Source organism: Psychrobacter sp. BF1 (genome assembly GCF_019279065.1).
Lineage (GTDB): Bacteria > Pseudomonadota > Gammaproteobacteria > Pseudomonadales > Moraxellaceae > Psychrobacter > Psychrobacter urativorans.
This window is the reverse complement of the sequence record NZ_JAGYWV010000002.1, coordinates 71,441-97,336: the sequence shown is the minus strand read 5'-3', so window position 1 is coordinate 97,336 and position 25,896 is coordinate 71,441. Positions and strand designations below refer to the sequence as shown.

23 protein-coding genes, 1 tRNA gene, 1 other RNA gene and 1 pseudogene are annotated in these 25,896 nt (G+C 41.5%); 18 read left to right on the top strand and 8 right to left on the bottom strand.

All coding sequences use genetic code 11. From position 1 onward, the window contains the following. Positions 1–48: 48 nt before the first annotated feature. From KZA12_RS03335 to KZA12_RS03325, 3 genes are all read right to left on the bottom strand, one after another. Entirely contained in the window at positions 49–600 is a 552-nt protein-coding gene (locus KZA12_RS03335) for a hypothetical protein (RefSeq protein ID WP_218689227.1), read from the bottom strand. Between the two features lie 180 nt (positions 601–780). Next, positions 781–1,191 carry a hypothetical protein gene (locus tag KZA12_RS03330; RefSeq protein WP_216581284.1) on the bottom strand — a complete coding sequence of 137 codons (411 nt, stop codon included), beginning with the start codon at positions 1,189–1,191 and terminating at the stop codon, positions 781–783. A gap of 279 nt (positions 1,192–1,470) precedes the next feature. Then, a complete protein-coding gene (locus KZA12_RS03325; RefSeq protein ID WP_201621822.1) occupies positions 1,471–3,921 on the bottom strand; it encodes a YgiQ family radical SAM protein in 2,451 nt (816 codons plus the stop codon). Between the two features lie 275 nt (positions 3,922–4,196). Between KZA12_RS03325 and KZA12_RS03320 the strand changes: the two genes are divergently transcribed. Further along, positions 4,197–4,502, top strand: coding sequence for a hypothetical protein (locus KZA12_RS03320; protein ID WP_218689226.1), 306 nt, complete (start codon positions 4,197–4,199; stop codon positions 4,500–4,502). Positions 4,503–4,548: 46 nt separating this feature from the next. On the opposite strand, the gene KZA12_RS03315 is transcribed toward KZA12_RS03320, so the two are convergent. After that, positions 4,549–5,016, bottom strand: a complete 468-nt coding sequence (locus tag KZA12_RS03315) for an Lrp/AsnC family transcriptional regulator (protein ID WP_218689225.1) — start codon at positions 5,014–5,016, stop codon at positions 4,549–4,551. A 286-nt stretch (positions 5,017–5,302) separates the two neighbouring features. Here KZA12_RS03315 and KZA12_RS03310 point away from each other — a divergent pair, with 286 nt between their 5' ends. Then, the gene (locus KZA12_RS03310) at positions 5,303–6,313 is read left to right on the top strand and encodes an EamA family transporter (RefSeq protein ID WP_218689224.1); all 1,011 of its coding nucleotides are present in this window, start codon (positions 5,303–5,305) and stop codon (positions 6,311–6,313) included. Positions 6,314–6,474: 161 nt separating this feature from the next. Here the strand turns inward: KZA12_RS03310 and smpB are convergent, their stop codons facing one another. After that, entirely contained in the window at positions 6,475–6,951 is a 477-nt protein-coding gene (smpB, locus tag KZA12_RS03305; protein ID WP_201621826.1) for an SsrA-binding protein SmpB, read from the bottom strand. A 324-nt stretch (positions 6,952–7,275) separates the two neighbouring features. Between smpB and coaD the strand changes: the two genes are divergently transcribed. The 13 genes and pseudogenes from coaD to KZA12_RS03240 all read left to right on the top strand — a co-directional run. Further along, positions 7,276–7,785 (top strand): pantetheine-phosphate adenylyltransferase, encoded by a 510-nt coding sequence (coaD, locus tag KZA12_RS03300; RefSeq protein WP_218689223.1) that lies wholly within the window; start codon positions 7,276–7,278, stop codon positions 7,783–7,785. 55 nt (positions 7,786–7,840) lie between these two features. After that, complete coding sequence (locus KZA12_RS03295) at positions 7,841–8,089, top strand: YfhL family 4Fe-4S dicluster ferredoxin (protein ID WP_201621828.1); 249 nt, start codon at positions 7,841–7,843, stop codon at positions 8,087–8,089. A 208-nt stretch (positions 8,090–8,297) separates the two neighbouring features. After that, complete coding sequence (gene bioA / locus KZA12_RS03290; protein WP_201621829.1) at positions 8,298–9,665, top strand: adenosylmethionine--8-amino-7-oxononanoate transaminase; 1,368 nt, start codon at positions 8,298–8,300, stop codon at positions 9,663–9,665. Continuing rightward, positions 9,662–10,384 carry a dethiobiotin synthase gene (gene bioD, locus KZA12_RS03285; RefSeq protein ID WP_218689222.1) on the top strand — a complete coding sequence of 241 codons (723 nt, stop codon included), beginning with the start codon at positions 9,662–9,664 and terminating at the stop codon, positions 10,382–10,384. Before bioA ends, bioD begins: the two co-directional genes overlap by 4 nt. A gap of 139 nt (positions 10,385–10,523) precedes the next feature. Beyond that, positions 10,524–10,888: RNase P RNA component class A (gene rnpB, locus KZA12_RS03280), an RNA gene on the top strand. A 151-nt stretch (positions 10,889–11,039) separates the two neighbouring features. Next, positions 11,040–11,116: transfer RNA gene (locus KZA12_RS03275), tRNA-Met, on the top strand. Positions 11,117–11,601: 485 nt separating this feature from the next. Continuing rightward, positions 11,602–13,398 carry a translation elongation factor 4 gene (gene lepA / locus KZA12_RS03270; protein ID WP_201621831.1) on the top strand — a complete coding sequence of 599 codons (1,797 nt, stop codon included), beginning with the start codon at positions 11,602–11,604 and terminating at the stop codon, positions 13,396–13,398. A gap of 80 nt (positions 13,399–13,478) precedes the next feature. Then, positions 13,479–14,381 (top strand): signal peptidase I, encoded by a 903-nt coding sequence (lepB, locus tag KZA12_RS03265; RefSeq protein WP_201621832.1) that lies wholly within the window; start codon positions 13,479–13,481, stop codon positions 14,379–14,381. A 97-nt stretch (positions 14,382–14,478) separates the two neighbouring features. After that, positions 14,479–14,874, top strand: coding sequence for a DUF4845 domain-containing protein (locus tag KZA12_RS03260; RefSeq protein ID WP_218689221.1), 396 nt, complete (start codon positions 14,479–14,481; stop codon positions 14,872–14,874). A 77-nt stretch (positions 14,875–14,951) separates the two neighbouring features. Next, positions 14,952–15,749 (top strand): ribonuclease III, encoded by a 798-nt coding sequence (rnc, locus tag KZA12_RS03255; RefSeq protein ID WP_218689220.1) that lies wholly within the window; start codon positions 14,952–14,954, stop codon positions 15,747–15,749. A 193-nt stretch (positions 15,750–15,942) separates the two neighbouring features. Continuing rightward, complete coding sequence (gene era, locus KZA12_RS03250) at positions 15,943–17,097, top strand: GTPase Era (RefSeq protein WP_218689219.1); 1,155 nt, start codon at positions 15,943–15,945, stop codon at positions 17,095–17,097. A gap of 76 nt (positions 17,098–17,173) precedes the next feature. Continuing rightward, a complete protein-coding gene (locus tag KZA12_RS03245) occupies positions 17,174–17,986 on the top strand; it encodes a DNA repair protein RecO (RefSeq protein WP_218689218.1) in 813 nt (270 codons plus the stop codon). A 120-nt stretch (positions 17,987–18,106) separates the two neighbouring features. Beyond that, positions 18,107–18,556, top strand: a pseudogene (locus tag KZA12_RS03240) (pyridoxine 5'-phosphate synthase); the annotation flags it as partial. A 90-nt stretch (positions 18,557–18,646) separates the two neighbouring features. On the opposite strand, the gene KZA12_RS03235 reads toward KZA12_RS03240, so the two are convergent. Further along, positions 18,647–19,315, bottom strand: coding sequence for a prepilin-type N-terminal cleavage/methylation domain-containing protein (locus KZA12_RS03235; protein WP_218689409.1), 669 nt, complete (start codon positions 19,313–19,315; stop codon positions 18,647–18,649). Between the two features lie 669 nt (positions 19,316–19,984). Between KZA12_RS03235 and KZA12_RS03230 the strand changes: the two genes are divergently transcribed. The 3 genes from KZA12_RS03230 to mscL all read left to right on the top strand — a co-directional run bounded on the left by KZA12_RS03230 (position 19,985) and on the right by mscL (position 24,118). After that, positions 19,985–21,169, top strand: a complete 1,185-nt coding sequence (locus KZA12_RS03230) for an OmpA family protein (RefSeq protein ID WP_201621838.1) — start codon at positions 19,985–19,987, stop codon at positions 21,167–21,169. 383 nt (positions 21,170–21,552) lie between these two features. Further along, a complete protein-coding gene (typA, locus tag KZA12_RS03225; RefSeq protein WP_218689217.1) occupies positions 21,553–23,400 on the top strand; it encodes a translational GTPase TypA in 1,848 nt (615 codons plus the stop codon). Between the two features lie 274 nt (positions 23,401–23,674). Then, positions 23,675–24,118, top strand: coding sequence for a large conductance mechanosensitive channel protein MscL (gene mscL / locus KZA12_RS03220; protein ID WP_201621840.1), 444 nt, complete (start codon positions 23,675–23,677; stop codon positions 24,116–24,118). Positions 24,119–24,249: 131 nt separating this feature from the next. On the opposite strand, the gene KZA12_RS03215 is transcribed toward mscL, so the two are convergent. Together KZA12_RS03215 and mutM are read right to left on the bottom strand one after the other, a co-directional pair. Then, positions 24,250–24,693, bottom strand: coding sequence for a hypothetical protein (locus KZA12_RS03215; protein ID WP_218689216.1), 444 nt, complete (start codon positions 24,691–24,693; stop codon positions 24,250–24,252). A 178-nt stretch (positions 24,694–24,871) separates the two neighbouring features. Further along, complete coding sequence (gene mutM / locus KZA12_RS03210; protein ID WP_218689215.1) at positions 24,872–25,849, bottom strand: bifunctional DNA-formamidopyrimidine glycosylase/DNA-(apurinic or apyrimidinic site) lyase; 978 nt, start codon at positions 25,847–25,849, stop codon at positions 24,872–24,874. Between the last annotated feature and the right edge of the window lie 47 nt (positions 25,850–25,896).

Below are 25,896 nucleotides of genomic sequence, written 5' to 3'. Positions count from 1 at the left end.
ATCAAATTCTGTAAGAAGTGAGCGACAAGTTATCGTATTTTTTAAATCCTAAGACCCTGCATGCGGATCACTCTCAATTTTGATACCATCAGGCTTAATCTCGATAGGTAAGACTAGCCCTTTAGCGAAGTCTTCTTCAAACACATAATCGTAGCTACTGGCATCGATATCAGCAGTAGTATGAATGACTAGTTTAGTTTTCTCGCCATCAGTGACTTCATGAGAAGTATAGCTAGTATCCAATTGATCAAGCACCTTAGATAAGGCCTCATTACTAGCCATGCCTACAGTGAGATTATACTGAGCAGTGGGTTTATCTACTTTGAAATAATCAGCGTAATTTTGAACGTTTTGGCTATCCAAGGCAAAAGGGAATTTATAGCTAGCAAGATCAGCAGGTTTTTCTTTAGTCGCTACCTTCGACCAGTCAACGGCAGTCGCCGGCGTATTGATATCTGCTGTGCTAGAGGCCGCTTGTTCGGTAGCTACCGCTTTGGTATCGGGGACAGTCTCGGTAGTTTCAGAGCGCTTATCACAGCCTAATAGCATAGTAGTACTAGCTATCGTTATTATCATCATAGTTGCTAAACGCTTGGCCATCGATTGATCCTTTTAATAATATTACGGTTGCCATTATTGTCGCATAATTAACGTTGACTAAGGCTAATTTGATAGCCATTACACCCTTTAATTATTCAGATAGCCATAAAAAAACAGCCACCGTTAGATGACTGTTTTATCTATCTACTATCACTCACTGATAGTATTATAAATGCTAACTTAGATTTTACAATTTACTTGATATTCTTTACCATCTGCCCATTTCATGGCCAAAATACCTTTATCATCCTGCATGTGCCACGCATAGATCACTTCTGGATTTGACTCATTAACGTAGCTTGCAGTATTGCCTTGAACCTCACCGTTTAATAGGATTGGCTGTTGTGACCAACCAACTTTTGGTAAAGTTGCAGTGACCATAACTTGCTGTTTATTGATAGATTGTTTGGCCATTACTTGACTGTTATCAGTACAAGTATAACGGGCTGGAGCCATGCGGTCATAAGCGAGAGTAGTAACACTTTCAGAAGGTACTGTTGTTGGGGTGCTAGGAGCAGGGGTCATAGTCGAACAAGCACCCAATAGAGCGATAGCTGGTACGGCAGTAGCCAATTTAATTAAAGTATTCATGCGTTTCTCCGAAAGTATGGTCATTTGAATCTAAGTCTTTTATATCTAAGTCTTGTAGCATTAATGCGTTAAATGCATCGCAGCCATAATAACTAAAACTAACCCGACTAAATGTTAGAAATTGTTCCGAGTTGTTAGCTTGGTTACTCAAATGCTGACTAATGTAATTATTCAGTTAAGCTAATAAATGGCAATAAAAAACACATAACACTGGTAAGATATTATGCGTTTTTTATACCGTTAAATGATCTAACTAGGTAGCTATATCAACTAACTGCCTTATTTTGTCTTACGTGGTGGTAAACCAGTATGCTGCGTCTGGAAGTTACCCTTACTCACACGCTTTTTGACGTTTTTAACGGCAGCGTTATTGTTCGCTGAGTCATTAGTATCTGTACCAGTAGCATTATTATTGCCACGGCGTTTAACAGAATCATTACCTACGCGACTGTTCTTCTTACGCGCTGATTGATAGCTGTCTTGTGCGGCATCGCGGCCTTCTAAGCTGGCGTTGAATGGCGGTATTAAGCAGCCTCTATTCTTACCAATCAAATCGCTACGACCCATATCTTGTAGCGCTTTACGTAATAGTACCCAGTTCTTAGGATCATGATAACGTAGGAAGGCTTTATGCAGTTTACGCTGCTTGCCAGACTTGACGATATCCATATCCCCTTCATCACGACTGATCTTACGTAGCGGGTCTTTATGGGTATGATACATCGTCGTTGCTGTCGCCATCGGACTAGGATAAAAAGCTTGTACTTGGTCAGCACGATAGCCGTAGCTCTTAAGCCATAGCGCCAAGTTCATCATGTCTTCATCTTTAGTGCCTGGATGGGCGGCGATAAAATAAGGGATAAGGTACTGCTCTTTACCCGCCTCCGCGCTAAACTGCTCAAACATCGCTTTAAATTTATCGTATGAGCCCATGCCAGGCTTCATCATCTTCGATAGCACTGCTTCTTCTGAATGTTCAGGAGCGATTTTCAGGTAACCACCGACATGGTGAGTCACTAGCTCTTTGACGTATTCAGGGTCTTTTACCGCTAAGTCATAACGTAAACCCGAGGCGATAAGAATCTTTTTCACCCCTTTAATATCACGAGCTTTGCGATAGAGTTTAGTCAGATTGCTATGGTCAGTGATTAGGTTTTCGCAGACATCAGGATAGACACAGGAGGGCTTACGACAGTTCTTCTCGATAGTCTCATCTTTACAGCTTAGACGATACATATTCGCTGTTGGGCCGCCCAAATCAGAGATAACCCCTGTAAAGTTAGGCGCTGTATCACGAATAGCTTCCACTTCACGTAGGATAGACTCTTCAGAACGGTTCTGAATAATACGACCTTCGTGCTCAGTAATAGAACAAAAAGTGCAACCGCCAAAACAGCCACGCATGATGTTGACTGAGAATTTGATCATGTCATAAGCGGGGATGCGTGCATTGCCATAACTTGGATGCGGCAGACGTGCATAAGGCAAGTCAAACACATAATCCATCTCTTCGGTCGATAGCGGAATCGGCGGCGGGTTAAGCCAGACATCGATTGACGTATGGGAGTTACCAGCACCACTACTGTGGCGTTGCACTAAAGCGCGAGCATTACCCGGATTGGTTTCCAAATGCAAGATACGGTTAGCGTGAGCATAAAGTACTGGATCTGACTTCACATGCTCATAATCAGGGAGACGAATAACCGTTTGCTCGCGTGCTGGCATTTTAATTTTATGTTTGCGCGCGGTTTGTGGTTTATCGAAACCACGCATTTGTACTACTTGCGTCTCTTCATCAACTTGATCAGCGTTAAGCACTTTATTGGTGACAGGTTCAGATACAAATCCCTGATACTGAGCGGACATGGATTGTCCCACAGGAGAGTCGCTAGGCTTATTCTGTTCAATTGAGCATTGGTCTAAGTCTTCAGTCATAACATAAGGGTTGATAATTGGATCAACGCGACCGACAGTATCAACATCGTTACTGATCACTTCGATCATATCGGCTTGCCAGTGACGGCGACTAGGGGTCAATAAGTAGCAAGTGCCACGTAGCTTACTCATTTGCTCAAGGGTATAGCCTTTTGACAGGCCATGCACCACGTCGACAATAGCGCGTTCAGCGTTACCATACAATAAGACATCGGCACGGGCATCGAGCAAGATACTACGGCGCACTTTGTCTGACCAGTAGTCATAATGAGCGATACGGCGCAAGCTACCTTCGATACCTCCTAAGATAATAGGCACATCTGGATAGGCTTCACGGCAGCGCTGGCTATAAACGATAGCAGCACGGTCAGGACGTTTGTCAGCGACATTACCTGGTGAGTAAGCATCATCACTACGAATCTTACGATCAGCAGTGTAGCGATTGATCATACTATCCATGTTGCCCGCCGTCACACCATAAGCGTAGACTGGCTTGCCGAGTTCCATAAAGGCATCTTTGCTCTTCCAATCTGGCTGAGCAATGATACCGACTCGGAAGCCTTGCGCCTCTAATAAACGGCCAATAATCGCCATGCCAAAGCTAGGGTGGTCAACATAAGCATCGCCGGATATGATAATCACGTCGCATGCATCCCATCCCAGAGCATCCATTTCAGCACGATTCATCGGCAAAAAGGGCGCAGGCTCATAGCAGCTCGCCCAATGTTTATCATAGTCGTAAAGGGGCTTAGTGCCTTGTTTAAAGGCGGTGCGGGCGATGGTATCGGCAGACATGGGCAGACCTATTTATTAATGCTAATTTAAAGGCGCTCATTTTAACATGAATTGTATTCATGATGCGACTTATTGAGCGTTATGATTTATGATAAGTTGTTGATAGCGTGGAGTAATCCAATTACAGGCTGTGAATAAAACGCGGGTGTTTTGATTGCTTTATGTCATAAAAAATGCTCCTATAAAAAACACTATTATAAAAATAAAACCACTTAGCCTATGGTTTTAGAATAAATGATGTAGCGACTGCTTTGCATCAGATTAAGGGGAGTAATATGCTTGCCATGATTTTATTGGTTTTTTTTATGCCGTTAGTCACAGTTATTCATTTGATAGCGATAATCAGTTTTCAAAGAAATGGCTTATATAAAAGTAAATCATTCACTATCAAGCATCTAGCAGTTGCGCTTTTGTTTCCGATAGCGGGCATGGCGTTAATCACTTTTGAATACATAATCAATCTGCGGCTAGGCGGTATTGATGTGGAGTCGTATTTACTCATTTTATCGCCTTATGCACTGCTAACCTTAATTTTTGCCACTCCTTATTTTCTTCATTTATGGGCAGTCAAAAAATCCTAATATTATCCATCACCTAGTAGCTGTCAGCAGTTATTAACAATGGTTATTAATCTAAATAAATCTTCGTACCACTCTTGGTAAAGCTCATCACAAACTGACTTTTAAAATTGCGTACATTATTTTCGTAAGTGAGTAGACTGCGGGTAAATTGATGATAGTCGCTCATATTCTTCGCACTGACCATTAGCATAAAATCAGCATCGCCAGATACTTCATAACAGCTCATCACTTGCGCTTGGGCGTTCATTAAGCGCTCGAATCGATGCTGCATAGAGTTATTGGAGCGCTCCATTTCTACCATCACTACGGCCGTCAAGCTATAGCCAACTTTATTAGGGTCGACGATAGCCACTTGCTTAGTAATCACCCCGTTATCTATTAGAGCTTGCACCCGACGTTGCGCAGTAGCGATAGAAACATTGACGTGTTCTGCAACAGTTTTTAACGGTAGGGTGGCGTCATCTTGCAGCAAATTCAAAATGGCTTTATCAGTATTGTCTAATGGCTGGAGCATAAGGTTGATCTCTAAGAGTATAAATAATGAATGGGATTCAACGAATCAAACTGCGAACATATTTGGCTTAATTATAGAAGTATTATCACTATAAGTTATAAAGTAAGAATGTATTGATATTTTAATCAATATTAAGATAAATATATTCATATTTAATCTAATATAGAAATATTTTTTCACAGGCTAGCTATAAACTACTCCTTATCAACCCTACTTCTCGCTCAAAAATAATAGTAATAGCGATCATGAAGTAGTTTTTAACTGCTAATGCCACTCAAGGTGCCTTATGTCTACTTCAACCTTAGCTAACACTGTAGCCTCAACGCTGTCACGCTTACCGATGCCAGCGATGTGGACCACGGGTAGTGCACAGCAGCGCACTTTAATGATGGGCGTAGCGCTAGCGGTATTGTCCAATCTGCTATTCGGAGTACTCTATGCTTACAGTAGCTTTTTGGCACCGCTATCAGGGACACAAGTTTTTATCTGGCGTATGCTGGCGATGTGGGCGGCGCTGATAGGTTACTTAGTGATTAGTGGGGGTTTGAGTACTCATATTGCTAAATTGAGGAGCTTAGGCTCAGTTAAGCAGTGGGCATGGTTACTGTTACCAACGCCGATATTTTTGAGTCAGTTTTGGTTGTTTATGTGGGCACCAGTGAACGGCCAAGGCGTACAAACCGCTATGGGGTATTTCTTATTTCCGTTAATGATGGTGGTGTTCGGTTGTGTGCTATTCGGTGAGAAATTAAGCCGCTTGCAGTGGTTAGCCGTTGCTTTTGCCGCTTTAGGTGTAGGTAGTGAAATTATACGTACGCAAAGCGTCTCTTGGGCAACTCTGTGGGTATGTGGTACTTATCCTATGTATTATATTCTGCGTCGCTTGCAAGGCATTGGGGCGGTAACCGGCCTACTGATTGATTTGACTATCTTTGTACCCTTTGCACTCGGTTATTTGGTGTTCTTTGAACCAAGTAGTTTAGGCCTAGTATCTGGATCTTGGTTCTTTATAGCTATGCTGGCAGGCCTTGGTGTTTTGAGCGTCTTAGCAATGAAAACTAACGTCGATGCCAGTCAAATGCTGCCAGTAAACGTCTATGGCATGATGAGTTATTTGGAGCCAGCATTGTTATTTATCTTGGCGATAACTGTACTGGGAAATCCATTTGAATCTGCGATGATATATAGCTATGGTTTGATCTGGTTAGGTATTGGGTTTTTGATTATTCACGGTATTCGCCAACTGCGCCGCGCCCGTAAACCGCAGCAACAGCCTACAGTCTCGCAAGCGGTCTAGGTTTAGCGGCTATTTATTGAATAATATTAGTTAAAACGTATTAATGACAGCCTATTAGTCAGGCTATAAATGTGAAGATTTAAGCCAAAAAAAAGGACGACTCAGTGATTACTAAGTCGTCTTTTTTTTCTGCATATTAGCTGTGTTTTTTATCAAAACACTTAGTCTAAATGCTGTTTAAAGCCACGCTGTTTGTCACGTTCCCAGTCGCGATCTTTTAAGGTCTTGCGTTTATCATGTTGTTTTTTACCTAATGCTAACCCAATCTGACATTTGACTAAGGAGTTTTTCCAGTAGCAAGATAAGGGCACGCAGGAATAACCCTTTTGATTGACCGCACCAAACAGCTTCTCAATCTCTCGGCGATTAAGCAGCAACTTACGAGTACGAATACCATCAGGGCTAACATGAGTCGAGCTACTTAGCAGCGGTTGAATATGCGAGCCAAAAAGAAAAGCTTCTCCATTACGGAAGATGACATAAGCTTCGGTAATTGTCATTTTACCGGCGCGAATGGCTTTTACTTCCCACCCTTGTAACACTAGTCCTGCCTCAAAGGTTTCTTCAATAAAATACTCATGCCGCGCTTTTTTGTTGGCACAAATTTGGTTCTCAGGTTTTCTTGATTTTTTTGACATAGGATCCTCCTCTATAATTCCTCATCGTATAAGCAAGCTGTGTATATAATTTTGACTATTAATATTGCCGCTAGTTGCTAATAAGTGCTGATGAGTCGAGCCGCTATTGTAGCAAAGCATTAAGCGCAAATGTAGCTCAGCTTCTATAACAAATGTAGTGACTGCGTTGCGACAACTACTCATAAAGTCAGCTGCAGTGGCCCCTAGTGATCGCGATATCTCCCTAAAAGCTAATAGGGACTCTTTTTGCTGACAGATAAGTGTTAACTTGAGCTAAAATTTGCTAGCATACGCATTATTATTAATGATTAGAGTAGCCCCATTATGAGTCTCCCTGCTACTGCTTCACGTTTGCATACTAGAATTCTATACCCAGGCACTTTTGACCCTATTACTAATGGTCATGTGGACTTAGTAACCCGAGCGGTCAAGTTGTTTGATCAGGTCATTATTGCGGTAGCCTCAGGACACCATAAAAAGCCTTTATTCAACTTTGAAGAGCGCGTAGAGTTAGTAGAGACCGTATTTGCTGACTTACCACAAGTGTCAGTCATAGGCTTTGAAGGTTTGCTTGTCGATTTTATGCGTGAAAAAAATGCTACTGCAGTGCTGCGTGGCCTGCGAGCGATGTCAGATTTTGAATATGAGTTTCAGCTAGCCAATATGAACCGTGAGTTAGATGAGAATTTTGAAGCGGTGTTTTTGACGCCCTCACAGAATTATTCCTTCATCTCATCGACGATGATCCGCGAGATCGCCAAACTGGGCGGTGATGTGAGTAAGTTTGTACCTAACTGTGTTGCTGAAGCTTTTGCAAAAAAGTTAAAACTTTAAAAGTTCGAGTCCTAATGATTGGTAGTCCAAATAGTCTAAACCTAAGGAGCAGCGCATGGCGCTATTAATCACTGATGAATGCATCAATTGTGATGTTTGCGAGCCTGCTTGTCCGAATGATGCTATCTCTGAGGGCGATGATATCTATGTTATTGACCCTGATCTCTGTACTGAATGTGTCGGGCATTTTGATGAGCCACAATGCGTAGTTATTTGTCCTATCGACTGTATTCCTCATGATCCCGACTATGTGGAGACTCAAAGCGACCTAATGTCCAAATATAAGCGTATCACTGGCAAATAAGTCCTAGTAAAACGCTCCCGCTAAATGCAAGTACTAACCATCACTGGCAACTACTACCTCTAATCCGCTAGCCATGATAATAAGATTGGCAAAAATCTAAGCTAACTGGCAAAGGGCACGCCAGCACTAACTTACTGCGCTCATTAAGTCGGTAAGCTTAGTTAGGTTGTTAGACTTAGTATAAAACCAATATCTTAGGGACAGAATAATGACAGCTGATAACTATCTGCCGACTAGTGATCAACCGACTAATGATTTTGATCAGCAACATCTTTGGCATCCGTATGCCAGCTTGCCACCGAGCTATCCCAACATAGTTATTGATCATGCTGATGGTATTTATATTGTTACTCAAGATGGCACTCGCTTGATTGATGGCATGTCGTCATGGTGGGCGAGCGTTCATGGTTATAATCATCCAAAGCTGAATGCTGCTGTTATTGAACAATTGGGCAAAATGGCCCATGTGATGTTCGGGGGCTTGACCCATCAACCCGCGATAGATCTAGGCAAAAAACTACTGGCTATTGTGCCCACTGCACTCGATGCGATATTTTATACTGACAGTGGCAGCATCGCTGTAGAAGTAGCGCTGAAGATGGCCCTGCAATATCAAATTGCTGGCAGGCGTCTGACTAAGCAGCAGTTTGCCTCTACCCATTCTGGCTATTATGGCGATACTTGGCATGCCATGAGCATCTGTGACCCGGTAGCTGGCATGCACAGCTTGTATGGCAATCAATTGCCGATGCAGCATTTCGTACCTGCACCACCATTAGGTTTTGATCGCCTTTTGACAGAAGATGAGCGTAGCGCATTAACGGCATTTTTTGTTAAGTACGCAGAGCAGCTAGCAGGCTTTATTATTGAGCCAATTATCCAAGGCGCAGGCGGTATGCGCTTTTATAGCCCTGATTATTTGCAACTGTTGCGTAAGCTATGCGATGAGCATGATGTGGTGCTGATTGCTGATGAAATTGCGACCGGCTTTGGCCGCAGTGGTAAATTATTCGCCTGTGAGCATGCTAATATCAGCCCCGATATTATGACGGTCGGTAAGGCGCTGACCGGCGGTTATATGACTTTTGCTGCGACCTTGTGCACGCGTCACATTGCGGACACTATCAGCCAAAGTGACTATCCAGCCCTAATGCATGGCCCTACTTTTATGGGCAATCCGCTGGCTTGTGCGCTCGCCTGTGCCTCTATTGACCTGATTATGTCTTATGATATAGAGTCAAAAACTGCAAATATGCAAGCCATTATGCAGCAACAGCTTGCCCCAGCGGCGACTTTATCAGGTGTTGCTGAGGTACGCTGTTTAGGGGCAGTCGCTGTAATTGAGCTAGAAGATGCAGTCGATATGCCAGTGTTTCAGTCTTTGTTGATCGCTAACGGTATTTGGGTCAGACCCTTTGGTAAATTAGTCTATATCATGCCGCCTTATATTATTACTAATGATGAGCTTGCCCTACTATGCCAAGCCTTATTAAAAGTTGTCAGTAGTTATTTGACCCAAACTGCTCAAGCTTTAGCGGGAAAAGAGCTGTCCTTGACTGAAAAAGGTTCACTATGAGCGTGCTATTCATCTCTGGTATCGATACTGATATTGGCAAAACTTATGCTACTGGCATCATTGCTAAAGCGCTTATGCAGCAAGGCAAAAATGTTATTACCCAAAAGCTAGTACAGACTGGCGTAGCGATAGATGCAGATAGTAATGAGGTAGGTATTGCTGATGATATTATTACTCATCGTCAATTGATGGGTATGGCGCTACAGCCCTGTGATTTAGACTACACTACTTGCCCTCATCGCTATCAAAAACCTGCTTCACCGCATTTATCCGCTAAGCTGGCTGGCCAAACGCTCGATCCTAAGAGGATTACTGACGCCACCCAAAGCTTGCAAGCCGATTACCAAGTGGTGCTATTAGAAGGGGCGGGCGGCTTGCTGGTGCCAATAACAGAAGACTTACTAACCTTAGATTATATTGCTAGTCAGAACTATCCCATTGTCTTAGTCACTTCTGGGCGCTTAGGCAGTATCAATCACACTTTACTTAGCTTGGAGGCGATAAAATCGCGTGGCTTAACGATTCATAGTGTGGTTTATAACCATATTCATGACAATGCTGCTCAGACAGATGCACAGATAGCAGCTAGTACGATTGATTTTTTGCAAAACTATTTAGCTGAGCATTATCCAACAGCGCATTGGTTATCATTAGCTATGCAACAAAAAACTCAATCGAGCAACTTAGACTTTATGTTGCCTGACAATTTTTTGCTGTAGAAGCTTTTTTAAATCTTTTGTTTTAAGATTTGGTTGGAGTGAAGGGTTTTATGTCAGTCAAATCCATGGTTTTGATAGCCTGTTAAAATAAGCTAAAAAACTTTCCGATATTAGGATTAATTTTGCTATACTAGCGCGCTTGGTAGACTAGGCAATCGCCGCTGCACACTGGTAACAGACATGCGGGGGAGGAAAGTCCGGGCTACATAGGGCAGCGTGCCAGCTAACGGCTGGGCAGGGTAACCTGACGACAAGTGCAGCAGAGAGGAGACCGCCTTATTGCTTTCAGGCGATTCGGTAAGGGTGAAAGGGTGCGGTAAGAGCGCACCGCGTGGCTGGCAACAGTTCACGGCAAGGTAAACTCCACGCGTAGCAAGACCAAATAGGCATCGGCATGGCGCGGCCCGCGTTCGATGCGGGTAGGTTGCTTGAGCGTATTAGCGATGATACGCCTAGAGGAATGATTGTCCACGACAGAACCCGGCTTATCGGTTTACCAACTTTATATAGTTTTTAAGTAGTAAGGTCTTTAGTTTTTAGAGACTTGTTTGTTGCAAACAGGCCGTATTTTCAATTAAATTAAATTTTTTTGAAAAAAATGCCGCTTAAGGGTTGACGTCAGTCATCCATATCGGCATAATACCGAGCCTTAAATGGCGATGTAGCTCAGCTGGTTAGAGCGCATGACTCATAATCGTGAGGTCAAGAGTTCAAGTCTCTTCATCGCCACCATTTATTGTTAGTTGTTAAAAATTTAGTTGCTCAAATTTAAAATGCCAATCCTTAGCGATTGGTTTTTTTTTGCCTAAAATTCTTAGCTTAACGATTTAAGCATAAGAATCAGCAGTGCTAATACTTGTTGCAAATTACTCGTACTGCCGCTTAGTAATGAATTAACTGGCCTTAATATAAAGATAAGCCAAATGTTTTTGATTTATTAACTAAGTTTGCAGCTTGGGTTAAGGTAAGTATGCAAATACTTGCTGACAAAATCGTCTTACTTTACAGCAGAAAACTGCTAGAATACCTGTAGATATCTGTCAGCTGTTTGAGAATCGTAGCGAGCAGCGTTACCGCTATTTTATAATGATTTGATGACTGACTTTACTTTTGATGACCGACCGTATTAATGGTAGCTTCTCAAATTACTAGTAGTCGCAAATTTTTTAGATTATATATTAGTATTATCCCACCTCCCTTTATTTAGTAGGCGCTTTGTGACTGCATTAGCCAATATTCGTAATTTCTCTATTATTGCCCACATTGATCATGGCAAATCGACCCTTGCCGATCGTTTTATTCAGATGTGCGGTGCGCTACAAGATCGTGAGATGCAGGCACAAGTGCTTGACTCCATGGATATTGAGCGCGAGCGCGGTATCACTATCAAAGCGCAATCCGTAACGCTGTTTTATGATCATCCTAATGGCGAGCGTTATCAGCTCAATTTTATTGATACGCCAGGTCACGTCGATTTTTCTTATGAAGTTTCGCGCTCATTAGCCGCTTGTGAAGGTGCGCTATTGGTAGTGGATGCCGCGCAAGGGGTAGAAGCCCAGTCGGTCGCCAACTGCTATACTGCCGTGGATCAAGGCCTAGAAGTCATGGCGGTCCTTAACAAGATTGACTTACCACAAGTTGAGCCTGAGCGTGTGATTCAAGAGATTGAAGACATTATAGGTATTGATGCTGTTGATGCTCCAAGAGTGTCCGCTAAATCGGGCTTGGGTGTTGATAAGCTGTTGGAGGCGTTAGTAGCGTTTATCCCTGCGCCAACTGGTGATCGTGAGGCACCATTACAAGCACTAATCATCGACTCATGGTTTGATAACTATTTGGGTGTGGTATCACTAGTGCGTGTGCGCGAAGGCACTATCAAAAAAGGCGATAAGCTTTATATTAAGTCAACCCAAGAAGCGCATCTAGTAGGCTCAATCGGGGTCTTTACTCCAAAACCACTAGATACTGGTATTCTAGAAGCTGGCGAAGTTGGTTTTATCATTGCTGGTATTAAAGATATCGCTGGTGCTCCAGTCGGCGATACTATTACTCACGCCAAAACTCCTGATGTTGAACGTATTCCTGGTTTTAAGCAAATTACTCCGCAAGTTTATGCTGGTATGTTCCCAGTCGAATCCACTGATTTTGAAAAATTCCGTGAAGCTTTGCAGAAGCTACAGATCAATGATGCTTCGTTGTTTTTTGAGCCAGATACTTCTGATGCGCTTGGCTTTGGTTTCCGCTGTGGCTTCTTAGGTATGCTGCATATGGAGATTATCCAAGAGCGCTTAGAGCGTGAATACGACTTGGATTTGATCACTACTGCGCCTTCTGTTATTTATGAAATAGTAAAAAAAGACGGCAGTATTATCTACGTTGATAATCCTTCGCATTTGCCTGAACCGAATAATATCGAAGAATTCCGTGAACCGATTGCCCGTTGTCAGATTTTAGTGCCGCAAGAGTATTTGGGTAACGTCATGACTTTGTGTATTGATCGTCGCGGTGTACAAGTAGATATGCGCTTTATGGGTCGACAAGTACAGCTGATATTTGATATCCCAATGGGTGAGGTGGTGATGGACTTCTTTGATCGCCTAAAGTCGGTCTCTCGAGGTTTTGCTTCACTCGATTATAATTTTGAGCGCTATCAAGTTGATAAGTTGGTCAAAGTTGATGTATTAATCAACGGTGACAAAGTGGATGCTCTAGCGATGATTGTCCATGAAACCCAGTCGCGTTATCGTGGTAATGCTTTAGTTGGTAAGATGAAAGAGCTTATCCCGCGTCAAATGTTTGATGTGGCTATTCAAGCCGCTATTGGTAGCCAAATTATTGGCCGTAGCACGGTGAAGGCCATGCGTAAAGATGTCTTGGCTAAATGTTATGGCGGTGATGTATCGCGTAAGAAAAAGCTATTATCTAAGCAAAAAGCGGGTAAAAAACGCATGAAGCAAGTGGGTAATGTGGAGATTCCGCAAGAAGCCTTCTTAGCAGTCTTGCAGGTAGATTAAGTTGCCAGTAAACTAAATAGCGTACCGTTATCGGTAGTTATCACTTAAAAAATAAGCAGCTCGCTAATAGGCAGTTAAGTATGGATTTTGATTTTAATTTAGTTTTAGTGCCATTAACTTTGGGCTTAGGGCTGCTTTGGTTATTAGACAAGCTAGTATTTAAGCAGCGTAAAACTCAGGGCCGTGGCAAAGAAAGCTGGCCTGTACGCTGGGCCTACGACTTTTTCCCAGTGTTGGCAGTGGTATTAATTGTGCGCTCGTTTTTAATTGAGCCGTTTAATATTCCATCGTCATCTATGGTACCGACTTTATATACGGGCGATTTTATTGCGGTGAATAAATATGCTTATGGTGTGCGTTTACCGTTAACTTATAACAAAGTATTAGATACAGGCAGCCCTGAACACGGTGATGTGGTGGTGTTTCGTTATCCGGAAAACCCAAGCATTTACTATATCAAACGTTTGATTGGCTTGCCGGGCGACAGTGTCAGCTATAGTGATGGTCAACTGTCGATTAACGATGTCCCTGTTGAAACTAAGTCAGTAGCTTTCGAGGCAGATCCTCAGCTAACCTCGCAATTATATAATCCAGGACCCATAGCTCCAGGACAAGTATTGACTGAAAACCAAGCGGTAGAGATGGGGCAACAAGAAGAACAACAAGTACAGTATTTCCAAGAAACCCAAGGTCAGCATCAGCACTTAGTACGCTATCTACCGGGCATGAACAGTTCGCAATATGCACCATTTTTGCAACAACAATCACCAGAAGTGGTGAGCTCATTAGGAACTCAATGGCGTATTACGGTTCCTGAAGGCCAGTATTTCGTCATGGGTGATAACCGTGATCGCAGTGCCGATGGACGTTTTTGGGGCTTTGTTCCAGATGATAACTTAGCAGGTAAAGCCGTTTATATCTGGATGCATAAGCCGCCAGGTCTTAACTTGCCTACCTTTGCACGTAATGGTTCTATAGATTAAGTATTATCACCCTGCTAATTATTACCTAAGAATTGCACTCCACTAACTAGGCTTATATAGTAAAGAGAGTATTTTTTATAATTCATTAGGGGGTGATATGTTGCAAAAATTGACTGGTATAGCTTCACAGCGTGGTGCTAGTGTCACTAGTATTATTTTGCTAACGCTGGTTATCTTAGTTGCTGGTAAGCTTCTTATCGCCATTGTACCGGCACAAATAGGCGATTATCAGCTTACAAAAATTTTGACTGATCAATTACAGCAAGCCAATCTTAATAATGAAACAGCCAAGCAGTTTATTGCTCGAGTTGACAGGCAGCTTACTATCAATGGCGATTCTGATAGTAAAGTGGAAGACAGAATTACCTTTACCAATAAAAAAATCGGCCAATTGGCGGTTTATAAAAAATACGTTGAGACCCATAAATTTTTTGCTAACATTGATATTGTAAGCCGTTTTGAAGGCGGTATTGAGTTTACTCCAGTTGAATAAGGGTTAAACATTTTCACTCATTTATACGATGTCAGTAATCTAATTAGTAATACCAATAGGATAGTCAAAAATCACGCATGAAATCAAACTTAATATCGCATCAGGCGCTGAACTTGGCCACTAATACTAGTATAGATACTAAAGCTGTCCCTATCAACGCTGACTTTATAAAGCGTTTAGCCGTATTGACACGTAAGTTAGGTTATGTGTTTAAAGACCCTAGTCTACCTAAGCTGGCTTTGACTCATCGCTCTTTTGACAGCAAAAAAAACTATGAGCGTTTGGAGTTTTTGGGTGATGCTCTATTAGGCATGATTGTGGGCGAAGCGTTGTATCATCGTTATCCCAGCCAGAACGAAGGTCGGCTGACGCGTATGCGGGCCACTTTAGTACGTCAAGAAACCTTAGTTATTATTGCCCAAGACTTGGACCTGTCTAACCACTTGATCTTAGGTACTGGTGAGCGTAAAGGCGGTGGCCGTAACCGTGCTTCGATCTTAGCTGATGCCGTAGAGTCATTATTGGGGGCTATTTATTTAGACAGCCAAGACCTAGTGGTTACCCGTAATTGTGTTCTAGGGTTGTACGGTGATTTGATTAATGATGTTAATGAGCAAAAAGTGCTCAAAGACGCCAAAAGTCGACTGCAAGAATGGTTGCAATCAAAACAGTTTGATTTACCCTTGTATGAGCTGTTAGAAATTCAAGGTAATGCTCCCCATCAGATATTTGTAGTGCGCTGTCAAGTTAATATCATAGGTTGTCCTAATATTACTGAGTCAGGAGAGAGTCGTCGTATAGCTGAGCAAAAAGCAGCTGAACTGATGATCAATCAATTACATAAACTGCCGAACTCAGTTAAGAAGCCGTCGTAACTTATGGCTACCTCTATTTGATCAAATAGGCTGTGATAGCCAATAGCCAATAGCCAATAAAACAGCTAAAAAATTATTTTAAGACAATCTCTTAAAACCCCTTTCTTAAATAAATAGTAGTCTACTGGTTGAGTGTCTAATTGAGCCGTTAACCAGTAGAATAACTGACTATAATACCCTATAGGAACTACCTATGAGCAATCGTACTGACTTGCCATTAAACGCTAAAGATGACGCTGATGACAGCATCGACAACCCTACTGTTAACCATGATTCTGTTAGCAAAATCAAAAAAAGCATCGCCCTTAATGATACTACTAGCAGCAACGAAGAGGCTGTGAGTAGCGATGCCGATGATGACAACGATGATGCTATTGAAGCGTTTTTTGCCCCTAGTAATAAAGCAGAAAATCACAATGGTGTTAGTAATAGTGACTTTAAAACTGGCTATGTAGCAATTGTGGGACGTCCAAACGTTGGTAAATCGACTTTGATGAATCATATGCTAGGTCAAAAGTTATCCATCACCTCGCGTAAGCCGCAAACCACTCGCCATCGTATTCACGGCATTTTGTCCAATGATGAAATGCAGGCTATATTTGTGGATACCCCAGGTATTCATCGTAATGAAGTACGTGCTATCAATGAGCGTATGAATAAAGCCGCAGTATCCGCTTTAGTTGATGTGGATCTAGTACTATTTGTCGTAGATTCTGACCAGTGGCGTGATGATGATTTGTTAGTTCTACAGAAGCTTGGTGACACTAACTTAACCGTAGTATTGGTTATTAATAAAGCTGACACTCTAAAAGATAAAGGCACATTGCTGCCATTAATTGAAACTTTTAGTGACAGCTTTGACTTTGCTGATATCGTACCTGTTTCAGCGCTGAAGAATCAGAACCTTACTCGTTTGCAAGAAGTTATCGCTTCGCATCTGCCGGTGGCCGAGCCTATTTATGATACAGAACAAATAACGGATCGCTCAGAACGCTTTTTGGCTAGTGAAATAATCCGCGAAAAAATTATGCGCAGTGCTGGCGATGAAGTACCTTACGATTTGACAGTGCAGATTGATGAATTCAAAGATGAACCTGCGCATACTGATCCAAAAACTGGTCGTCCGCGTAAAGCTTGTACTTTTATCGATGCTACTATCTATGTTGAACGCGGTGGACAAAAAGCCATTATCATTGGTGATAAAGGCCAGCGTATTAAGCAAGTGGGCATGGACTCACGCAAAGACATGGAACAGCTGTTCGACAAAAAAATAATGCTAACCTTGTGGGTCAAAGTCAAACGTGGCTGGTCGGATGATGAACGTGCTTTGACTAGCCTAGGGTACTAACTATAGCGATAAGGTTACTGATAATTAGCATGGTAATAATTAATAACTATTATTACCATAGCTGAGGGAGTAGGCCATGCGTAATCAAGCGTTGACTGGGTATTTATTGCATCAACGTCCTTATCAAGAAAAGCGTGCCTTGTACTATTTATTCTCCGAACAGTTCGGGGTAATACATGGAGTGGGCAAAAAGGGCGCTCCACTATTTGAGCTGTTACAGTTATTCGCAACTGGCAAGCGTGATCTAAAAACCTTCAGCCAAATAGACCTTAGCCTTATTAGCATCAGTCAAATTAATAGCCTTACGATGAGTAGCAGTGAAACAGACAATGTTCAGCTAGACGAGGGCAGTACAGCCGTCGATCCGCTGCTATACCAGCCTAAAAGCTACCAAAAAATTAGTGGTCAGCAGCAGTATGCCGCACTATATCTAAACGAAATCCTACTAAAGCTATTGCCTATTGAAGATCCAATGGCGGTCCTATGGCACCATTATCAAGATAGTTTATCTACGCTTAAACAACCGTTGAGCGCCGATGAGCTACGTCTATGTTTACGCCAATTTGAACAGTATTTATTTCAAGAGTTAGGCTTTGCCTTAAATTTAACTCACGATAATATGCAGGCCAGCATTGAGGCTGAAACGATTTATCGCTTTTTACCAGATGTCGGCTTAGTACCAATTGTAGCCAGCACTGATAACATTGAACACAATAATTCTCAGGCTATGTTTAAAGGCAGTGAGATACTAGCAATGCAGCAAGTTGGCATCGCTATGTCTACTATTAATTCGTGGTCGCGGCTGCATCGACACCTCATCGATCATCTCCTTGATTATCAGCCGTTGCAAAGCCGTTTGTTATGGCAGCAGCAGCAGCGTTATCAATAATGGGTCGATTACAATAAGCTTAGTATTTGATCCTATTCTTCTAATAAGTATAACGCTGGTAATACCTATTAATAAGGATTTGATATGAATAAGTCTTTAGAAAACCTTGCATGAAAAACACCTTTATTAGGAGTCAATATTGACCACGTAGCAACCTCACGTCAAGCACGTGGGGTTGACTATCCTAGTCCATTAGCCACTATGCTAGTCTCTGAGCAAGCTGGCGCCGATGGTATTACTATTCATCTGTATGAAGACCGTCGTCACATCCAAGATGCTGATGTTTATGAGATTGCTAAACAAGTCACTACTCGTCTGAATTTAGAAATGGCAGCCACCGATGAGATGCTAGCTATTGCCTGTGAAGTACAGCCTTTTTGGGTCTGTTTAGTTCCTAAAAAACGTGCTGAGTTGACTACTGAAGGGGGCTTAGATGTGGCCGGGCAGGTAAAGGGGTTAGCTGATTACCTCACTAAGTTACAGGCGGCAGGTATTAAATTATCTTTGTTTATTGATCCTAGTGAGACTCAAATTGATGCTGCGGTAGCTTGTAAAGCCGATGCTATCGAATGACATACTGGTGCTTATGCAGAAAATGGGCTTGCTGCTGATAGTGATGGGCAAAACGCTGATGATTTTAAGAAGGCTGCCCAATCTTTTCTAATCACAGTTAGTACGGTGACTGCTATTGGGCTTATATTTGATGATACCGGCTTGGTTAAATGATATTTGATATTTAACGCTATTATGTACTGAGGTAGGACAGTATTTTATGTGTCCAAAATGTCCGCGTGGTTTGCCGCTATTACCCCAAAACTTAGTGTAATGGCGTCTTGAGCCCACTCGCAAATGTATAGTGGCGTACTTAGGGCTCAAGTGTTGTTGTTCGACTAGCTGATCAGTGCCTTGATCAAAATGATTATTGCGGTTGTTATCTATAAACAATAACAAAACCTCATTACTGTTGCGGTTACAGCGGCTATTATCGTTAGAAAGACACAGTATCAGGTTCTTTCGTCGAATGAGACTTTCAGCCTTAGCCACTTTTAAAGTGTTAGATAAAGCATACCTAATACGTTTGGCCTCCATCGTTGCCAATTGTCTTAACATAAATGGCGTCGCTATAGTTACAATTATAGCGATGATGGCTAAGGTTACTATTAATTCTACTAAGGTAAAGCCTTTATATCGATTTAAGCTATCCCTTTTACTATATTTTTCATAATAAGCAAGCTGCTGTTTAACGCAACTGCAGTGAGTAGTTGCCAATGGCGTATGGCAACCTGAAGTAGATAGGTATAGATGGTAAATAGAAACCTCACGTGACATAACCATTACTAGGGGTCACCTATAAAAGACTTGGTTTAACTCATTGTCAGTTGTGGTATATACTATTCCATTAAGTCATAGTATCAAATATTAATCTTAACTTGATCGATCCTACATTAATAACCACAATAATTATAATGTTGTTCTTAGGTACAAATTCATCAATATTGATAAATGACAACCAATAAATAATAATAAAAACTAAGATACAAATATTTTATAAGACAGAATATATTCTATTAAAAGAATATTGTTAGCTAGCTAAATATACACATAATATAACGCTAATGTCAAAAATTGTTTCAATTAGTGAATGGCTGGTTTTTGTAATAGAGAAAATTTGTTTATTGGATTAGAATGCACTTAGAAATAATCGATATTGTAACTACATATGTCATTTTTTAAGAATTGGCACAATGACAGTAGTTTAGATGTTTGTTTTCAGTAACTTGAAACGATTATTGTGTTCTGCTTACAACACTATAGTGTAATAATGTGTAGCTCAGTAGCGAAAAAAGTTGTAAATTGAATTGATTGTCGCTAAGCTACTCCGTAATTAGTTTCGTTATATATCGTATGGTAATGTGTTTGGAAAGATGTCTATTCTTAGATCATCTAGGAAGCGATCTTGTTTAATGCCTTACTTAAATTATCCTTTGGAGGAAGTCCATGAAATTGAATAAAATTGCTCTAGCTCTGTTTGCTGTAACAGCTGCTCCACTAGCGGCTAACGCTGGTGTTACTATTAGTCCATTATTATTAGGTTATCATTACAGCGAAGGCGCTGACGATGAGCAAATCGAAACAATGGGTGATGGCGTCGGTAATGGTTATTACCAAGACAATGGCTTATATACTGGTGCGGCCCTAGGTATCGAGATTACTCCATCTACTCAGTTCCAAGTAGAATATGGCGTATCTAACACTGACGGTATACGTCAAGACGGTAATGATAATTTTGACGCAGAACAACAAATGCTTTCTGGTAACTTCTTAATCGGTACTGAGCAGTTCACTGGTTATACTGACAGTGCATTTAAACCATATGTTCTAGTTGGTGCTGGTCAATCTAAAATCAAAGTAGAAAATGCTGCTGGTAATGAAATCACTAGCTCTAAAGATACTATTGGTAACTTAGGTCTAGGTGCTATGTATCGCATCAATGACGCTCTAAGCTTACGTGGTGAAGCACGTGCGATCCATAACTTCGATAATAACTGGTGGGAAGGCATGGCCTTAGCTGGTCTAGAAGTGGTACTTGGTGGTCACTTAGCTCCTACAGTAGCAGTTCCACCACAGTTAGAGCCTACTTATGTAGCTCCACCTGTAGTAGTGGTTACTCCAGTTGACGACATCGATTCTGATGGCGATGGCGTATATGATAGCGTTGATCAGTGCCCAGGCACGCCAATGAATGTAGTTGTTGATGCACGTGGTTGCCCACAAGTAGTAGACATCGAAGATACATTAAAAATGGAACTTCGTGTATTCTTTGATAACGATAAATCAGCTATCAAAAACCAATACAAATCAGAAATCGCTAAAGTAGCTGAGAAGATGCGTGAGTATCCAAACTCTGGCGCACGCGTTGAAGGTCATGCTTCTAAAACTGGTCCATCAGCACGTTATAACCAACGTCTGTCTGAAGCCCGTGCTGTAGCAGTTAAATCAATGTTGACTAACGAGTTCGGTATCGCACCAAACCGTGTATCAACAGTTGGTTACGGTTATGATCAACCGATCGCTTCAAACGATACTGAAGAAGGTCGTGCTATGAACCGTCGTGTTTATGCCATCATCACTGGTGACAAAACTATGACTGTAGAACAAACTAAAGACATGGTAATCAACTAAGCTTAAGCTTATTGAGTAACAACCAGTTTATAGTTAAGTTAAATGACATAAAAAAAGCCACCTTATAGGTGGCTTTTTTTATGGCTAATTTTATATCTATAATAAAACACACAGATAAACAAGTAATTGCATAAATTTACAATGCAATAATGTTATACTAGCCGCCCAAACACTTTGTAAATTGACAAGGTGTCTACTAGCATAGCTGGTGGTAAAATAGATTTATTGGTATAGATACTGCTTAGTACTGCTCAAAATATGCTTTTACTCTCATTGCGTAGGTATATAAAGGCACCATAAAGTATCTAGTTAATTTATCCTATCATTTTATTCAACAGTGTTTACTGCTACTACATTTTTTTAAGACAAAACGAGCATTTTATATGGCGAACGATATCAAACACTTGCGTAATATTGCAATCATTGCCCACGTTGATCACGGTAAAACTACTTTGGTCGATAAACTATTACATCAGTCAGGTACTTTTGGTGACCGTGCAAACATTGCCGAACGTGCAATGGATTCTGGTGATATTGAGCAAGAACGTGGTATTACCATTTTGGCTAAGAATACCGCCATCAGATGGACAGATAAGTCTGATGACACTGAGTATCGTATCAACATCGTAGATACCCCAGGTCACGCCGACTTCGGTGGTGAAGTCGAGCGCGTTATGTCGATGGTTGATTGCGTACTGTTAGTAGTTGATGCAGTTGATGGCCCGATGCCACAAACACGTTTCGTAACTCAAAAAGCGTTTGAGCAAGGCCTGAAGCCTATCGTCGTTATCAATAAAATTGATCGTCCTGGTGCACGTCCTGATTGGGTAATGGATCAAATTTTTGATTTGTTTGATAATCTTGGTGCTTCTGATGAGCAGTTAGACTTTCCAGTGGTTTATGCTTCAGCACTAAACGGTATTGCCGGTTTAGAAGCAGATAATCTTGCTGATGATATGACGCCATTGTTCAAAACTATCGTTGATGTGGTTCAACCGCCACAAGTTGATGCAGATGCTCCATTCCGCATGCAAATCTCTAGTCTTGATTATAATAGCTTTGTAGGTGTTATCGGTATTGGCCGTATTCAGCGTGGTCGTATTTCTACCAACACCCAAGTTACTGTGATTGATAAAGAAGGTGAAACCCGTAACGGTCGTATCTTAAAAATTATGGGCTATCATGGTCTTGATCGTATTGATGTAGATGATGCACAAGCCGGTGATATTATTTGTATTACTGGTATTGATGCTCTAAACATCTCTGATACTATCTGTGATCCTAATCATGTTGAAGCTTTGCCACCATTGACTGTTGATGAACCAACAGTATCTATGACTTTCCAAGTAAACAATTCACCGTTTGCTGGTCGTGAAGGCAAGTTTGTGACTTCACGCAACATTCGTGAACGTCTGCAGCGTGAATTGATTCATAACGTAGCTTTGCGTGTAGAAGACACCGATTCTCCTGATAAATTCAAAGTGTCAGGTCGTGGTGAGTTGCATCTGTCAGTATTAATCGAAAACATGCGTCGTGAAGGTTTTGAGCTTGCTGTATCACGTCCAGAAGTTATCGTTAAAGAAGTAGATGGTAAACTACAAGAGCCGTATGAAAATGTGGTCTTTGATATTGAAGATCAACATCAAGGCAGCATCATGGAGCAGGTTGGTCTACGTAAAGGCGAGATGACTGATATGCAGCTTGACGACAAAGGTCGTATGCGTATTGCAGCCACTATGCCAGCTCGTGGTCTTATTGGCTTCCGTTCTGAGTTCCTAACGCTTACTTCTGGAACCGGTATCTTAACCTCAAGTTTCTCACATTATGGCCCACAAAAAATTGGTGAAGTAGGCGCACGCTCTAACGGTGTACTAGTTTCTATGGCCAAAGGGGTTTGTTTAGGCTTCGCTCTATTCAACCTGCAAAAACGCGGTAAAATGTTTGCTGAGCCCCAGCTTGAAGTTTACGAAGGCATGATCGTTGGCTTGAACTCACGTAATGATGATATGGCCGTCAATCCAACAACAGCTAAGCAGCTTACTAACGTTCGTGCTAGTGGTACTGATGAAGCATTGACACTAACGCCAGCCATCAAGTTTACGCTTGAGCAAGCACTTGAGTTTATCCAAGATGATGAACTAGTTGAAGTAACACCAAAAGCCATTCGCCTACGTAAGCGTTACCTTACTGAGAGTGAGCGTAAGCGTTATGGTCGTAAGAAAGGTGCTTAATACTTACCCTTATCAATAATTTTTGTCAGTAACACCATTAATAATAGTTACTAGTAAAAATTAGGTAAAATAAAAAGGCTAACTTTAAGTTAGCCTTTTTTTGTGGGGGTAAGTAAGGCCAAGATACTCTATGAGTAGAGTAAAAATCATGGTTTTAATAATTGATACAAGTTACTATCCTTACATCAGTCAAAAAATACCTGCTATCGGGTTTATACTGTAGTATAACTTAAATAGCAATATACTCGCAGTTTTGTAATTGGGAGGAATGTTTATGAGTATGGTATCGGAATTTAAAGAGTTTGCCATAAAAGGCAATGTGATGGACTTAGCCGTTGGGGTTATCATTGGTGGTGCTTTTGCTACTATTACTACCTCTTTGGTAGAAGATATCATCATGCCTATCGTAGCGATGATTGTTGGTGGTGAACTTAACTTTACTAACATGTTCTTTGTGTTAGGTGATATTCCTGAAGGGGTAGCCAGAAACTACGCCAGCTTAAAAGCGGCAGGTATTCCAGTATTAGCTTATGGTAGCTTTATTACGGTGCTAATCAACTTCCTTATCTTAGCTTTTATTATCTTTATGATGGTAAAGTTTGTTAATAGATTGCGTCGTCAAGAAGAAGTTGCTCCTACAGTAGAAGCACCAGCAGAAGATATCCTCTTATTGCGTGAAATCAGTGCAAAGCTTGGTAACAACAATTTAACTAAATGAGATTAGGCTTAATAGGATAAATTGAGCAAAGTTTCTTGTTAAAACAAAAAAGGGCTAACTTATGAAGTTAGCCCTTTTTTGTTGGTATCTATTAGGTAAAACGTCTTAAGAGAAAGCTAAAAAATGAGTTATTACTGTGGATTGACCATGACGTAGTCGTTAGTATTGATAATGATCTCTGATGGTTGGCTCACGACTATGCGAACCACGTTGTTGCTAATAGCCGAAGATTTATAATAGTTGTCTTCAGCAACTGTACAGCCTAAACAGCGTGCCATAGCATCCCAAGGCTCTACAAATAGCTTCTGCTGAGCTTGCTCAGCATTACCGCTGATTAGCGAAAAGGGTAGGCTGACCAGATAAGTAGCAGTACCGGCGATAGCGGTTGCAAGTTGCAGTGGCTTGCCAACCATAGTATCCACGGCCATAGTGCCGTATGAGGGACCAAAATCTGTCTCATCAATTTCTATAGCTGCGCTAGCAGGCTGCATAACAGCAACAATACAGCTAGTGCTAATAATAGCAGTAATGAGTTTATGCTTAACAGAGTGCTGAAAATTAGCGTTAACAGTCATAATGGTTTCCTAAAGTGAATAGTAGCCAGTTATTATAAATAGCACTATAAAAAACTGAAATTTTGTCAGTAGTCACTATTAAAACAAGACTAGAATGGATAAGCAATACAAATATAGCTATGAATACCACAGTGATGATTATCTATTCAGCTTGTCCAAGCCATTGATGGTTAATCAGCTATTGCAACGGTTGGCAATTGGGGCAATAAACACTAGCACGACCATTAATTTTTATATTATCGAGTTCCGTAGCGCAATGTGGACAGCTTTCTCCATGCTTACCATAAACATTAAGCGTTTGTTGAAAGTAGCCCGTTTGCCCGCTGGCGACTGTGAAGTCGCGTAAAGTTGAGCCGCCAAGGGCTATAGCTTTTTGCAGAATAGCTTTGATATGAGCTACTAATACTTCTATTTGTTGATAAGTGAGGTGATGGGCAGGCGTTGCTGGATTTATAGCGGACAAATACAAGCTTTCAGTGGCGTAAATATTCCCCACACCAACTACTATCTGCTGTTCCATAATCACAGATTTTATTGCCCGAGCTATAGGACGTTTGGCAGATTTTTTGCTAGGCGATTGAATAGCTGAGTGAGGCGTTAGTGGTTGCTGGGCTAGTGAGCTGCCAACAGATTCTAGCAATGTGCTATCAGGCACTTTAGCAGGCGTATCAGTAACCTCGGTACGTTGAATAAGATGATATAGATAATCGGCACTAAATTCTGTTGCTAGGGGTTCAGGGCCTAAATGCTCTAAGAGCTTAGCAGCATATTCTTTGTGCCACAGTACCGCACCAAAACGTCTTGGATCATGATAGTGTAATTGAGTTTGCTTATCGGCTTCGTCAAACAGCATAATCAAATGGTCATGCTTACGTTTTTCTGCTCCTACTGGATGCTGCTGCAAACTGCCAGACATACCTAAATGGATGATTAAGGTACGTTCAACTGGACTGATAGCTTCAGTAGATTTAAAAGTTACCAATAAATACTTAGCACGACGCTCGACTCGATCTAAGGAATAGCCAACTAAATCAATCAAATCATTAGGCATTGGCCAGCGCAGTTTAGGCTGAAAGACTTCGACTTTGCTGACTCGCTGCCCTAATAAGGGGCTCAGGCTAGTTTTAGTGGTTTCGACTTCGGGCAGTTCAGGCATAGTGGTTTTATCTAAACTCTATTATCGTAAGATTAATGATGGTACTC